Here is a 12,634-nt window from a genome sequence, read left to right on the forward strand (position 1 = left end):
GCTGCTCGCGGGCCTGCGCCGCAGCGGCCTCGGCCGTCTGCTGCGCGGTCCGGGCGGCGGTGGCCTCCGCCTGGTGAGCGCCACGCTCCTGCTCGGTCCGGGCGAGCTGGCGCCGCAACTCCTCGATCGTCTCGGTCTGCTCGGCCATCCGCTGCTCACTGAGCAGGGCGGCCTCCTTCGCGGCGTCCCGCCACCTCTCGGCGGCGCGCAGCTGCTCGGCCTGCTCCTCCACCCGCCGTTCGTGCTGGGCGGCCAGCTCGCCGACCCGGGCTACCTCCGCGCGAACCTGCTCCAGCTCGGCGCCGCGCTCGTCGAGCTGCCCGGCCAGTTCGTCCACCTTGGCCCGGGTCGCGGTCAGCTCACCGGTCAGGCCGTCGACCTGCGCGGCCATGTCCTCGGCGTCGACGCGCAGCTGCTCGGCCCGGCTCTCGGCCGCCACCCGCCGGGCGTGCTCAGCGGCCCGGCCGGCCTCGGCGTCGCTGACCTTCTGCGCCGCCTCCGTGGTCACGGCCTCGATCTGCGCCTCCGCCGCGTCGACGTCGCCGACCGTCCGCATCGCCTCGGCGTGCCGACCCAACGCGTCGACCAGCTCGCGGCTGAGCCGCTCGATCACCTTGACCGACCCGGCGGCCGTGTCGCCAGCCATCGTCACCGGCCGACCGAGGTCCGGCTGCTCACCGCTCGGCCCGCCGGCCGGCCGGCCCTGCCGGACCCGGAACGCGGTCTGCGCGTTGTGCTCCGGGTTCTCGCAGTACTTCGGCGGCCGACCCGGGCCAACCGCCCGCTCGGCCGGGCGGTCGCAGCCCGGAAACGCGCACTCCTGCTGAACCTGAGGGGTCTGCGTATCAGTCATGCCCAAATAATATCATAGAATTAGATCCGTTTGTGTGATGAAACGAAATGAATTAAATATGTTCGGACGCACGAGAAGGGCGCTCCGCCGTGGTGACGGAGCGCCCTTCGGTGAAGGCGGGGGGGTGTGCGAGGTCAGTCGGTGGGTCTGTCCTCCGAGTGTCGGTGGGTCTAGATGATGGTGGTGAGGATGGCGGCGACGAACAGCCAGCCGTAGTGCCAGGACTGGTCCAACGCGTACGCGCCGGTGCCGAGGCTGGGGTTGTCGTCCCGGCCGGCCCGGGGCATGCCGAGTCGCCAGAACCGGGTGGACCCGGTGCGCTCGGCCAACCACAGCAGCGGGGTACGCCGGTCAGCAAGGTAGTGGGTGGTCAGGTTGATCGCCATGCCGGCGGCGAGCCCGGCCGGGGACACGGTCAGGTCGGCGGCCAGGGCGAGCAGCCCGAGCGCTACGAGCTGGGTCGCGCCGTAGGTGGCCACGTGCCGAACGCAGGCCAACCGGCCCCGCCACCCGGGCTGGCCCTTGGTGTCGGCCTGGTGCTGGGTCTGGATCCAGTGGTCGGCGAGCTGGTGGCCGGCGAACAGGGCGGCGTACACCGCGGCGACGGTGCCCGGGTCGGTCATCGGGTGCCTCCAGACGAGGTGACGTCCTTACGGCAGTCCTGGCACCAGGTGGGCGCCGGGACGCGGCCGTGCAGGGTGACCATGCAGCCGCAGGACAGCAGCACCCACCGGGCGGCCAGGATCACGCGTGCGAACATGAGGGGGCTCCTTAGCGGGAGTAAGCGGGGGCGGCCGGCTTTCCAGGGCAGGGCCGCCCCCGCGTCGTCGAGTGGTCCGGGTCGGGCCACTCCCGCCCGCCACCGGGGTGCGACCGGTGGCGGACGGGGCAGGTCCGCTACCGGGGCTGCTGCTCGCTGCGGCTGACCCACACCCCCACGACCTGGAGCTGCTCGGCGCGGTAGGTGTGCCGGCCGGTGCTGCTGTCCACCGTGGCCGTGCGCTGCCGGTCGTTGGTGATAAGCAGCTCCAGGTCCCGGGCATGGTCCTCGGTGAGCCCGTGCAACTCCTCCTGGGTGCCGTCCTCGAAGGTCAGCCGGGCAGTCCACCGCTTCGCGGGCTGACCCGGGTGCTGCGGGCCGCCGGCGCGGGCCCACGCCTCCCAGACGTTCGGCTCCCGCTTCACGACACGGTCGCGGCGGTACTGCGCGGTCGACTTCTCGACGTCCATCGCCAGCGCCAGCTCCGCGAGGCTGCCCCCGGCACCGTGGTGGGCGCGGATTACCGCATCGCGCAGCCCGTCGAGGCGTGGCGCGAGCCGGTGCTCCAGGTGCGTGATGAGGTAGTGCCACTCGTCGCGGCTCATGTCGGCCGCGCGGCCCTCGCGCAGCGCCACGAGGCCGACCAGCGCGGAGTCGAACCAGTCCAGCAGCAGCGAGGCGTCTCCCCCCAGTACGCGGGCCTGCGCCGGCGTGACCTCCAGCTGCACCGTTCCGTCCGGCAGATGCTTGAGCATCGTCCCAACCTCCCATGTGTACGAATCTACGTATGACTGTACGGAACTTCGTACAGCATGGGTAGGCATCTGTCGCGCGCCCGACAGATCAACATCGATGTTCTCGGCTGTCGCACCCGTCGCACTCCTGCTGGTGGCCGCGTGGCGGATGCCAGGTGCGAGGGGTGCGACGCTACGGTCACGGGCATGACGAGCACGGCCGTGGTGAACCAGAAGGGCGGCGTCGGCAAGACGAAGCTGACCATCAACGTCGGTGGCGCGCTCGCCGAGACCGGCGCCCGGGTGCTGCTGGTCGACCTCGACCCGAGCGGCTACCTGACCGACGCGCTGAAGGTCGCCCCGGCGGACGGGTTCACCCTCGCCGAGGCGCTGACCAGCAGCCGCCGCGCCCGTGTCGAGCCGGTGCGGCACTCCACCACCGGGGCCGGGGGCGTGCTCGACGTGCTGCCCAACACCGCCGCGATGCTGACCGTGGCCCGGGAGCTGGACAAGCTGCGCGGCCGCGAGCAGCGCCTCGCCCGGGTGCTAGCGCCGTTGGACGGCGACTACGACCAGGTCCTCATCGACTGCCCGCCCACCCTGGACGTCGTCACCGACAACGCGCTGACCTACGTCCAGCGGGTGCTGATCCCGGTGCAGGCCGAAGACACCACCCTCAAGGCGTTGCAGCTGCTGCTGGCGCAGATCGCCGCCGTGGACGAGTTCCTGCGTACCGACCCGCTCGTGCTGCACGGCATGGTCGTGAGCCTGCTGCGGCGGCCGGCGTCGGTGTACGCCCGGTCGGTGCTCGCCGACCTGGACCGCCTCGCCGAACAGGCCGGCCTGCCGATCCTGGGCACCGTTCCCCTGTCCGTGGTGGTCACCGAGGCCGCCCGACACGGGCGCACCGTCGTCGACTACGCCCCGACCAGCCACCACGCCGAGGTCTACCGCGCCCTGGCCCAGACCCTGGAGACCGCCCGATGAGCAAGCAGCTGCCCGCCAGCCGCGGCGTCGACGACCTGCTCGGCGTCCTACGCCAGCGCCACCAGCCCACCCCTGCCTCCCCGGCGGTGCGCCCGGCAACGCCGGCCGCCGTCGAGATGGACCGCCGCTCCTGGTACATGCGCCGCGACGTCGCCGACTCCCTCGCCCGAGCCCTGGACGACCTGCACTACGCCACCCGCGCCCCGAAGCACATCATCCTCGCCGCGATCGTCGAGCACGCCCTGGCCGACCTCGACGGCATCCGCGACCGGCTGCCCGACCCGCCCGCGTAGCACCTGTCGCACCCGGCGGGGCAGCAGTGCCTTACCTGGCCTGCGGAGGTACCAGTACGGTTGATCCATGACGGACGATGCGGAAACCGCCGAAGTCGGCCGGAGGGTGCTCCAGGTAGTGCCGGCTCACCCGGACACCTGGGTAGCGGTGGTCACCGAAACGGCGACCGGGCAACGCGGCGAGCAAGGGTGGAAGTCCACCGCGGTCACGTCCTACGAGATCACGGTGGACCCGGTGGACTGTTGGGCACTGGTCGAGATCAACGACGCCGATGGACTACGGCAGCAGCTACTGCCCGTCTGCCAGTCATGGATGCTCATGGCCCAAGCGGACTCGCCTCTGGCGGACCTGGTCATCTCCCGCGACTTCGAGCCCTCTGCGGACTTCACGGATGACAGTCGACGTATCTCCCACCCGTTCGTCGTACGGGGGGCATCGGCCGACGAGGTCCGCAAGCTGGTCGCACGCCAGATGCCACCGAGCGCGCCACGAGCAGCGGCCCCATGAGTGCAAACCCTGCGCCGCCCCTCCCCTACTGAGCGCCGCGGCGGGCCGGCGTGGTTGCCAACCTTTCCCCGGGCCGCCCCTCCGGAGCCTGTTCACCAGGGCCAGCGGCCGGGGTCAAGGGTGGCCGGCAGGCCATCGCGTAGCGACGCGTAGCGCTCTTGACGCCGGTTGGTGGCCCTGGAGCCTCTCAGCGGAGAGGGGCGGTGTGGGGCGTCGCACGTGTCGCACCCGCCGTGAGCTGCGGCAATCCAATGCAGGCGCGGACCCCCGATCACTGACACACGGCCGTTAACGGTCGTAAACTGTGGGTGTGGAGTTCCGATTCGACGAGCGCAGCTACGACGCGCTGAACGCCGCCGACGTCAACTGGCGGCTCGCGGTGTGGGTGCTGACCTCAGCGCCACCGCCCCGGGTGCGTCGACACCTCGGGACGGTGCTCCAGGTCGCCGCGCTGACCGACGCTGGCTGGCTCGCGGTGCTGCTGGCCGAAGAGAACGACGACGAGTACCTCGTGGTCGGCGGTCGCTGGCTCGACGAAGACGAGGTGACCGCGATGACGAAGATCACCGAAGGGGGCGAGTGGTGAAGAAGGCAGACAGGGACGAGGCGCTGCGGTCCTTGGAGTCGCGCGACTGGTCGAACGCGGTCGTTGACAACACGCCGGCCTCCGGCGCGATGGTGACCCTGGGCGGCCGGTTCCGGCCAGAGCAGGCAGACCGGGTCATGGCTGAGGCGCAACGCCGCGGCGTACCGGTCAGCGAGGCGCTGCGGGACCTGGTCGACGAGGCGTTCGCCGCCCGCGCCGCTGCCGGCGAGGAACCGGTGACGGTGCGGCCGGCCGATCTGCTGCGGGCCCTGCGCGACGCGGCCGAACCCCGCCGTCCGGCCGCGTGACGGCCACCGCCTGCCCGGTCTCCCCGGTGCCTGCCCGATCGTGTCGCACACCTCGCACCCTTCCGACCAGGCCCATCCCGTCGACCGCGCCCACCGGCTGACGACCCCGGCGGGTGCCGCGCCGACGCCACCAGGTCGGGACGTCACCGCGAGGGCACACGGACGGTGACCACGCGACCCGGGAAAAGAAGTGGCCAGGAACCCGGCAGGCGCGGCGACCGGCTCGCGGCCGGCGACGCCCTCACGAGACAGGAGATCCCGATGGGCGACGGCACCACGCTGGAGGCCGCGTCGACGCGCCCGGCGGTCGGCGACCTGCTCGGCTACGCCGACAGCGACACCTGCCACGGCACCGACCAGGTGCCCGCCGCAGCCGGCCCCGCCACCACCCTTGCCCTAATGGACTACGGCGACGGCGGCACCTCGTGGGACGGCGGCCGGTACGTCGCGGTCGGCACCTCCCCGCACCGGTGGAACCCGGTCACCAACCTGGAGCAGCCCGACAGCGGCCCGTCGACGGGCTACGCGGCACCGCACCTGGGACCCCGCCGAGGCCGAGACCGCCGCCCATCATCTCGACGAGCTGGCCGACCTCGCCGAGGCCGGGCACCGCCCGTCCACGCCCACCAAGTGGATCCGCGCGGCCCAGCGCCTGGAGCACCTTCTCGCCGGCGACGCCGACCTCGCCAGCGAGAAGGTCCGCATCGTCGACGACGAACTGCCGGTGACCATGAAGGACCTGCTCTCGTTACTGCGCGATCGGCAGCCCGCCACCGCAGCGGCGACCCGCCGGCACATCGAGACCAGCGCCATCGACCAGGCCGGCGGAGACATCGGCGCGCTGTGGCTGGACCTGGTCGACCACGACGGCGCCCCCCGCATCGCCGTAGCCGGTGTGGAGGGCACCGAAGATCCCGACGACGACTTCTGGCAGCCCTACACCGCCCACCACACCTCCGCGCAGGCCCGCGAGCTGGCCACGAAGCTGCGCGCCTTCGCCGCCGAGGCCCGTGACGGTCACGACATCGAGCCGGGCGCGCTGCACCTGCGCGGTGGCCGGTACCTGGACTGGAGCATGACCGGCCCGGCAGGCGGCCGGTCGATCGAGGCCGGCGACGGTGTCGACGTCGTCGCCCTGGACCTCACCGGCGAGCAACTGCGGCACCTGCGCGAGCAGCTGCACTACACCCTCACCGCCGATCCCCGAGCACAGGAGTTCGTCAGCCTTGACGACGACGCCGGCTACATCGACTGGAGTACTCCTCTGCTCGACGGCGGCCGCCAACTGGAGATGGGCGTTCCCGGCGGCCAGGCGGTCGTCATCGAGCTGACACGGCCCCAGATGGTGGCCCTCGAGGAGCAACTGCACACCGACATCACCGGTGCCGGCCAGCCCGCTGGTGGCCCCGGGCCGCGGCCATGAACGCGCAGCAGCGAGAGCAGGCCGACCGGGTCATGGCTGAGGCACAACGCCGCGGCGTACCGGTCAGCGAGGCGCTGCGGGACCTGGTCGACGACGCCCGCGCCGCTGCCGGCGAAGAACCGGTGACCGTGCGGCCGACCGACCTGCTGCGGGGCCCTGCGCGACGCCCCGCCGCCCGGCCGCGTGACGGCCACCGCCCTCCCCGGTTCTTCGGTGCCTGCCCGGCCGAGTCGCACACCTCGCACAAGCCCATCTCCTCGACCGCGCCCACCGACTGACAACCCCGGCGGGCGCCGCACCGACGCCATCAGGTCGGGACGTCACCGCGAGGGCACACGGACGGCGACCACGCGACCCGGAAGAAAAAGTGGCCACGAACCCGGCCGGCGCGGCGACCGGCTCGCGGCCGGCGGCCGGTGCCTCCGCCCCGTAGCCCCGCCTGCATGACGGACCCCACTCCCGCCAGCGTCCACCAGGAGCAGGCGTTGCGAACGGGCGGCCCCGGCCCTCGCCCAGCCCGGGGCCGCCCGTTCTATCCCCTCACTGCGGCGCTGCCGGCACGGGGGACCTGAGCAGCACCGCCAACTGTCGAGACTAGGCGCTGCGATCCACTCCCGGCTGACCGCGCAGCGCCGTACGCTGCCCAACACGACCACCACGACCCGGCCGACCGCGGCGTGGGCCGGCACCCACCCCCTGGATGCCGGCCCGTGTTGCGTGTTTGTCGACGGGTCGGGGTGCGGCAGAGGTAGCACGTGACCCATCGACAACGCGACCCCTTGTCGTGAATATCGATCGGATGCCGCTGATGGTGACGGCCCTTGAGGACCAACGCTCGGAGAAGTCCCGTTAAGCAAGATCAATTAGTGGGCACCCGAGTTGGGGGTCTGGCGGAGGTGGACGCTCCCTTGTCGGCGGACGTTGCCGCGGTGGCGCTATCGCAGAAAGCTCGTGATTTTCTGCGACAACCTTCGACCGGTACGGCCGGCGAACTCGGATCGACCAACGCTCCGGCGGACCCGACTGGCCCTGCTTTTCTGCGATAGCCGCCTGCCGCAGGGCCGCCGGCCGGGCCCACGCCCACTAACGGGACTTCTCCGAGCGTTGGTCCCCAAGGGCCAGTCCGGCCGGGGATCTCGGTACGGTCCTTGTTGCAAACTCTTAGCAATAGCTGCATGCTGGCATCAAGGAAAGGGACCGTGATGGGGGCGTACACGCTGCCGGACATGCCGTACGACTACGGCGCGCTGGAGCCGGCGATGTCGGGCGAGATCTTGGAGCTGCACCACAGCAAGCACCACGCCGCGTACGTCAAGGGCAGCAACGACGCCCTCGACCAGCTCGCCGAGGCGCGCGACAAGGGCGACTACACCGCACTGGTCGGGTTGGAGAAGACCCTGGCGTTCAACCTGTCGGGGCACGTCCTGCACTCGATCTTCTGGAACAACCTGTCCCCGGACGGCGGCGACCGCCCCGACGGCGAGCTAGCCGCGGCGATCGATGAGCACTTCGGCTCCTTCGACGCGTTCGCCGGCCAGCTTGTCGGCGGCGACCAAGAGCGTGCAGGGCTCCGGCTGGGGTGTCCTGGCCTGGGAACCGCTTGGCCGGCGGCTGATCGTGGAGCAGGTCTACGACCACCACGGCAACGTCGGGCAGGGTTCCACGCCGGTCCTGGTGTTCGACGCCTGGGAGCACGCCTACTACCTGCAGTACCGCAACGTGCGCCCGGACTACGTTGACCGGCTGTGGAATTTGGTCAACTGGGCCGACGCCACCGCCCGGTTCGACGCCGCCCGCAGCAGTGGGCCGGCCATCCCGGGCGTGCAGTGACCCAGCCGGGCGCGGCGCGGCTGTTCGACCATGCCCAGCAGGCTGCCGGAGTGATCGCCGCCAAGCACCGCGGTGACCTCGCCGGCGCCGAGGCGCTGCTCGCGGCGTTTCCCGACGACGCGGCCAGGGTCCGCGGGTTCTGCCTGCTGGCCGAGCTGGCCCTGGCGCTGGTCCGGGCGCAGACGCAGCAGAGCATGGACGACCTCGTCCGAGAGTTGAGCCTGCACATGGCCGCGGCAAGCCTTGAGCCGCCGCCGGGCGCAGCAGCCTGACCGCAGATGGCCGCACCCCGGGGCTCCAGTCACGGCTGGAGCCCCGGGCGTGATCGAGCGTCAGGCAGCGCGGTGGCGCCGGTACAGGAACGCGAGGCTGGCGGCCTCGGATTCCAACCAGCTCGCGTACCCCGGGCTGTGCTTCACCCGGGTGTACTCCCGGCGGCGGCGTACGTCCAGCACCATCGGCCGCGCCCCAGGATGGGTCTGGTCGAGGGTCTGCCGCAACAGCCACAACGTGATCTCGGCTGCCTGCGGGGTCAACGGGTCACTGTAGTAATGCAGCTTGAGAGCGTCGGTGGTCCCGTCCGGGTGCGTAAGCACGAGATCGGGAGTGACGCGAACGGTCAGGTCTGTGGTGTGCCAGCGGCCGGTGCCCGAGGAGACAAGCACGGTGTCCGCGCGTGGCTCGATGAAGGACAGCCACCCACGGGCGATGTCGATGTAGTGCCCACGGATCTGCGCCCGGCAGTTCTGGACGGCGCTGTTCATCGCCGCCTCGTCCTTGCCGGTGCGTCGACCGGCCTGGACGGCCAGCCGCATCCGTCGGTACGGGTCCTTGACCGGCGAGTACTCGTCGTCGAAGCTGCGTACGAGCGCGAAACGCTGCGTTCCCGGGCTCACGATGTACTTGACGAACCGAGTCATGCTGAGGTCGAAACTGAACGTCGGGTTGGTCAACCTGGTGATCTCCTCTGGCCCCGACCGTGATGCAGAACCCGACGTCACGGGTCACCGCTGACTGGAACTTCACAACCTGAAACGGTCGCGTAGCCCGCTACAAGCGGTTAGGGTCGATAACTGCGGCGTGATCGAGCCCCAACGTCTAGTCTGCCTCACGCGCGGTACCTCCACGTTGGGGCCGATAACCCAGAATATGGATCCGGCCTCCGGCATTCCCGAAGTAGTCATGGACCATGTTCTATAAATCAAGGCCAGGGCCTTGTAAGCGTCCTTCTCAGACGTCACAGCGGTGGATCTTGAGGCCGTCGAGGGCGCACCTTAACCAGCGGGTTGGATAGCCGGCTGCGCCACGCGCGGGTCCGGCACCGCTTGGAGCAGTACAGCTTCTCCGGCCGGCAGTCGTCGAAGTTCCACTTGGCACCACAGACCACGCACATGCCCGACCACGGCTCTCGTGACTCACCCGGACCCGGCCGCTTGACGTCCCGGGATGCTGCACTTCGGCACGACCGGGAGCAGAACTGCGCATCACGCCTCTTGAGCAGCGGCATGCGACCAAAGCATCGCTTGCACACCGCAGCCGCCACCTTGCCGACAGTAGTTGCTCGCTGTAAATGAGACGACCGCCGATAGGTGGAGTCGTCTCTCCGAGCGGTCCCTACCTGATCAGTCCCGATGGCAGACCTGAACCGGGCTGGGCCACCTCGGGCCAGTCCTCGGCCGCGGCGATGGCGCGGGCGGAGGCGTGGTCACCCCGGGAGGCCGCGCCCGCCGCCGCCAAGGCCCGACGTCGGCCGTCGCCGGGCCCCGCCCGCTCCGCTCGCGCAGCCTCGTCGCGGTCGTCCCACCCGGCGAGGGCGGTAGCCAGCCCCCCGGCGGCCGTGCCCGCGCCCTCGGTCGCCACCCGGCGGCGGTGCTCGGCGTGCCGGCGGGCCGGCAGCGGCGGCACCAGGTCCCCGGCCAACGCCTCGTCGAGCACCCGCTTGAGGTAGCCGCACGGGTGATCGGGCGCGGCCAGCAGCCCACGGCCGCCACGCGTCCGACGCACCCAGGAGTCGAGCATCTCGGCCGTCCAGTCCCGGCTCAGCGCCGCGCCGAGCGTGGCGGCCACCCGGGGCAGGCTCGCGTCCGCCAGCCACGTCCAGCGCAGGATGAGCGCTCGGGCAAGGTCGTACGCCCAGCCACTCCACTCCGGAGGGCGGCACGGCGGTCGACACGTCGCGTGGCGCGTCCTAGGACGCCGTAGGGGGTGCGACCCGTCGCACCCGGCCGAACCCCGCCCGCACTCGGCTGGTGAGCGCGAAGCGCGTTTTTCCCTCCGGCTTGTCCGGGCCACCCGACCGGAGCACGTGAGCCGCGGAGTAGAACTGAAACCCCGAGACAAGCAGGAACTTAAGTACTCACCTTGAGACGCCGAGCGGGGGGGGAAGAAATTCCCGGTCTCGATCTGGCGTGCGGCGATGGCCTCGACGTCGGCCAGGACGGTGTCGCGGGCGGTGGCCACGGCCTGGCGCAGCTGCGCGCGGCGGACCATGCCGGCGTGGTCGACCACGGCACCGGTGCGGGCGATCAGCGCGTCGACGTCGTCCTCGGCTTCGGTGAGCAGCTCCAGGGCGTGCTGCAGAAGGTCGTCGAGCACCAGCAGCGCCACCGGCACGTAGGGGGCGCGGGCGGCCGGGTCGCTGCGGTGCAGCGGCAGCAGGTCGAACTCCGCCCGGTCGTTGTACCGGCCCAGCTCGGTGCGCTCGGCCAGGCTCAGCCGGCGGCCGTGGCGGGTCCGGACCGCCCACCCGAGGGCCTCAGCGCGGGCCCAGCAGTCGGTGACCGTGCGGGTCGTGCAGCCGGCCAACTGGGCGGAGCGGTCCCGGCCGGGCAGGGACCGGCGGCCGGTGCGGTAGTCGGCGTCGACGGCCAGCACAGCAGCGACCCGGGCCAGCCGCGACGGCCGGCCACGCCTGGAGGCGCGCGCCGCCGCCTCGCGGGCGAGCAGCTCGGCGAACAGCTCCACCGCGCGGCCCTGCGGCCCGCCGGCGGCGTAGGACTCCACCGTGGTGCGAAGCCGCTGCACCCAGCCGGTCAACTCGGCCACCCGGGCGTCGGCCTCGGCGCGCTCGGCCAGCAGCGCGAACCGCGCGTCGACGGCCGCCGCCTCGGCGGCCTGGTCCTGCTCGAACCTCGCGCGCTGCTCGACCAGCCAGGAGTAGCCGCACAACCAGCACGCCGGTGACGGCTCCGGGTCGCCGCACGCCGCGCACGTGGTGTCGACGTCGTCGACCGCCTCGGCCACCAGACGCCGGTACTCCCGGGCGCTGCGGCCACGCCAGCACGACATGCACAGGGCGACGGAGTCGGCACCGTCACGGGGCAGGCCCTGCCGGTCGACGCCCGCAGCCGCGCACGGCACACACGGAGTCTGGACACCGGTCGGGTAGACCAGACGGCGACGAGCGCCGGGCGGCGCGGCCAGCCGGGTCTGACCGGTGCGGGTCGTCTCGACCAGGAACCGCTGGTCAACGGGCGGGGGTACGGCTGGGCGCTCCAGAAGGCGCGGCGAACCGGCCCGACACGCCGGCGTGTCTGGAGACAAAGAAGCACCCAGCCCGGGGCTGGGTGCTATCGTTGCCTCCGAGCTTGGAAAAGCCTCAAACCCTGCGGCGCGGCCAAACGTCTTGGGTTTGGGGCTTTGCTTTTATCTGGAGTTAGGTGTCGCGCGTGAGGCGCGGCCTCCGATCAAGGTCATGAGTGTTCCGCAGGATCGTACGTCTGCGACAGCTACCGCCAGTAGCCCGACACACCTCCTGGCGCATCCGAATGACCAATTCCGTTCGATGCTGGCCGGGCTCTGTCGCGGTTGGACGCGCCACCACCCGGCCGGATCGAGCATGGCCGGGCGGTGGGAATCGATCAAGTCGCGTTGCCGAAGTGGTCGGGCTCCTACTGCTCGCGGCCTCCAGGCTCTTGCCGGGCTGACAGCATGTCCTCGACGCGGGCTGCGTAGTCGGCCGCGTCGGCGCCACGCCACACCAGGCCGGCTTCTTCGTCGCCGGGATCAACCTCGGCCGGGGTTACCCACACGAACTCCTCACCGGGGCTGTGCCTCGACGCCGTCCTCGGGGCGGGGCGTGTCTCGCGCTCGTCGGCCAGTCGGCTCAGCGCCTTCGCCATGGCGTCGGCCTGCTCGATGCGCATGGTGTCCTCGTCGCCGTCGACGACCTTGGAGTAGACGCGGTCGGCGCCAGTGCTGCGCCTGCTTGCGGATCTCGTCGAGCGTCTTGTCCTGGTAGCGGGTGACGATGAACTGGGTGACCTCGGCGAGTTCGGGGCGTTGCTAACGGACGTGCGACCAGGGATCAAGAAGTTGATCTAGCTAGGCCCCGCGCTTGGGTAGCTGTCCCA

Annotated in this window: 15 protein-coding genes and 2 pseudogenes; 10 read left to right on the forward strand and 7 right to left on the reverse strand. The window is 71.4% G+C overall.

Annotated features, from left to right (window positions below; translation table 11 throughout):
* The 4 genes from ACLQ24_RS19455 to ACLQ24_RS19470 all read right to left on the reverse strand — a co-directional run.
* Positions 1-853, reverse strand: an 853-nt coding sequence (locus ACLQ24_RS19455; protein WP_425893142.1) for a hypothetical protein, incomplete at its 3' end; no start/stop codon positions are given.
* Between the two features lie 170 nt (positions 854-1,023).
* The gene (locus ACLQ24_RS19460; RefSeq protein ID WP_425893143.1) at positions 1,024-1,476 is read right to left on the reverse strand and encodes a transcriptional regulator; all 453 of its coding nucleotides are present in this window, start codon (positions 1,474-1,476) and stop codon (positions 1,024-1,026) included.
* Positions 1,473-1,613, reverse strand: a complete 141-nt coding sequence (locus tag ACLQ24_RS19465) for a hypothetical protein (RefSeq protein WP_425893144.1) — start codon at positions 1,611-1,613, stop codon at positions 1,473-1,475. The genes ACLQ24_RS19460 and ACLQ24_RS19465 overlap by 4 nt, the downstream gene beginning before the upstream one ends.
* Positions 1,614-1,750: 137 nt before the next feature.
* Positions 1,751-2,368 (reverse strand): hypothetical protein, encoded by a 618-nt coding sequence (locus ACLQ24_RS19470; RefSeq protein WP_425893145.1) that lies wholly within the window; start codon positions 2,366-2,368, stop codon positions 1,751-1,753.
* Between the two features lie 186 nt (positions 2,369-2,554).
* On the opposite strand from ACLQ24_RS19470, the gene ACLQ24_RS19475 reads away from it, so the two are divergent.
* From ACLQ24_RS19475 to ACLQ24_RS19520, 10 genes and pseudogenes are all read left to right on the forward strand, one after another.
* Positions 2,555-3,334, forward strand: coding sequence for a ParA family protein (locus ACLQ24_RS19475; protein ID WP_425893146.1), 780 nt, complete (start codon positions 2,555-2,557; stop codon positions 3,332-3,334).
* A complete protein-coding gene (locus ACLQ24_RS19480) occupies positions 3,331-3,627 on the forward strand; it encodes a hypothetical protein (RefSeq protein WP_425893147.1) in 297 nt (98 codons plus the stop codon). The genes ACLQ24_RS19475 and ACLQ24_RS19480 overlap by 4 nt, the downstream gene beginning before the upstream one ends.
* Positions 3,628-3,694: 67 nt before the next feature.
* Positions 3,695-4,135: a hypothetical protein gene (locus ACLQ24_RS19485; RefSeq protein ID WP_425893148.1), complete on the forward strand. Its 441-nt coding sequence runs from the start codon at positions 3,695-3,697 to the stop codon at positions 4,133-4,135.
* A gap of 310 nt (positions 4,136-4,445) precedes the next feature.
* Positions 4,446-4,721, forward strand: coding sequence for a hypothetical protein (locus tag ACLQ24_RS19490; RefSeq protein WP_425893149.1), 276 nt, complete (start codon positions 4,446-4,448; stop codon positions 4,719-4,721).
* Positions 4,718-5,029, forward strand: coding sequence for a hypothetical protein (locus ACLQ24_RS19495; protein WP_047892971.1), 312 nt, complete (start codon positions 4,718-4,720; stop codon positions 5,027-5,029). The genes ACLQ24_RS19490 and ACLQ24_RS19495 overlap by 4 nt, the downstream gene beginning before the upstream one ends.
* Before the next feature lie 724 nt (positions 5,030-5,753).
* Positions 5,754-6,452 (forward strand): hypothetical protein, encoded by a 699-nt coding sequence (locus ACLQ24_RS19500; protein WP_425893150.1) that lies wholly within the window; start codon positions 5,754-5,756, stop codon positions 6,450-6,452.
* Complete coding sequence (locus ACLQ24_RS19505) at positions 6,449-6,730, forward strand: hypothetical protein (RefSeq protein WP_425893151.1); 282 nt, start codon at positions 6,449-6,451, stop codon at positions 6,728-6,730. The genes ACLQ24_RS19500 and ACLQ24_RS19505 overlap by 4 nt, the downstream gene beginning before the upstream one ends.
* A gap of 981 nt (positions 6,731-7,711) precedes the next feature.
* Positions 7,712-7,846 (forward strand): annotated as a pseudogene (locus tag ACLQ24_RS19510) (superoxide dismutase); the annotation flags it as partial.
* A gap of 106 nt (positions 7,847-7,952) precedes the next feature.
* Positions 7,953-8,171: pseudogene (locus tag ACLQ24_RS19515) on the forward strand (Fe-Mn family superoxide dismutase); the annotation flags it as partial.
* Positions 8,172-8,278: 107 nt separating this feature from the next.
* Positions 8,279-8,554 carry a superoxide dismutase gene (locus ACLQ24_RS19520; RefSeq protein ID WP_425893152.1) on the forward strand — a complete coding sequence of 92 codons (276 nt, stop codon included), beginning with the start codon at positions 8,279-8,281 and terminating at the stop codon, positions 8,552-8,554.
* 60 nt (positions 8,555-8,614) lie between these two features.
* Here ACLQ24_RS19520 and ACLQ24_RS19525 read toward each other — a convergent pair whose 3' ends face one another.
* The 3 genes from ACLQ24_RS19525 to ACLQ24_RS19535 all read right to left on the reverse strand — a co-directional run bounded on the left by ACLQ24_RS19525 (position 8,615) and on the right by ACLQ24_RS19535 (position 12,427).
* Complete coding sequence (locus tag ACLQ24_RS19525) at positions 8,615-9,235, reverse strand: hypothetical protein (RefSeq protein ID WP_425893153.1); 621 nt, start codon at positions 9,233-9,235, stop codon at positions 8,615-8,617.
* Between the two features lie 661 nt (positions 9,236-9,896).
* Entirely contained in the window at positions 9,897-11,825 is a 1,929-nt protein-coding gene (locus ACLQ24_RS19530) for a hypothetical protein (protein ID WP_425893154.1), read from the reverse strand.
* A gap of 347 nt (positions 11,826-12,172) precedes the next feature.
* Positions 12,173-12,427 (reverse strand): hypothetical protein, encoded by a 255-nt coding sequence (locus tag ACLQ24_RS19535; RefSeq protein ID WP_425893155.1) that lies wholly within the window; start codon positions 12,425-12,427, stop codon positions 12,173-12,175.
* Positions 12,428-12,634: the final 207 nt, after the last annotated feature.

It is taken from the genome of Micromonospora sp. DT4 (genome assembly GCF_049841675.1).
In the GTDB taxonomy this organism is placed as follows: Bacteria; Actinomycetota; Actinomycetes; order Mycobacteriales; family Micromonosporaceae; genus Micromonospora.

What these genes read in the sequence shown, in the direction of transcription:
- ACLQ24_RS19465 (WP_425893144.1), bottom strand. Translation starts at nt 1,613, where the DNA reads ATGTTCGCACGCGTGATCCTGGCCGCCCGGTGGGTGCTGCTGTCCTGC.
- ACLQ24_RS19460 (WP_425893143.1), bottom strand. Translation starts at nt 1,476, where the DNA reads ATGACCGACCCGGGCACCGTCGCCGCGGTGTACGCCGCCCTGTTCGCC.
- ACLQ24_RS19470 (WP_425893145.1), bottom strand. Translation starts at nt 2,368, where the DNA reads ATGCTCAAGCATCTGCCGGACGGAACGGTGCAGCTGGAGGTCACGCCG.
- ACLQ24_RS19480 (WP_425893147.1), top strand. Translation starts at nt 3,331, where the DNA reads ATGAGCAAGCAGCTGCCCGCCAGCCGCGGCGTCGACGACCTGCTCGGC.
- ACLQ24_RS19535 (WP_425893155.1), bottom strand. Translation starts at nt 12,427, where the DNA reads ATGCGCATCGAGCAGGCCGACGCCATGGCGAAGGCGCTGAGCCGACTG.
- ACLQ24_RS19505 (WP_425893151.1), top strand. Translation starts at nt 6,449, where the DNA reads ATGAACGCGCAGCAGCGAGAGCAGGCCGACCGGGTCATGGCTGAGGCA.
- ACLQ24_RS19475 (WP_425893146.1), top strand. Translation starts at nt 2,555, where the DNA reads ATGACGAGCACGGCCGTGGTGAACCAGAAGGGCGGCGTCGGCAAGACG.
- ACLQ24_RS19485 (WP_425893148.1), top strand. Translation starts at nt 3,695, where the DNA reads ATGACGGACGATGCGGAAACCGCCGAAGTCGGCCGGAGGGTGCTCCAG.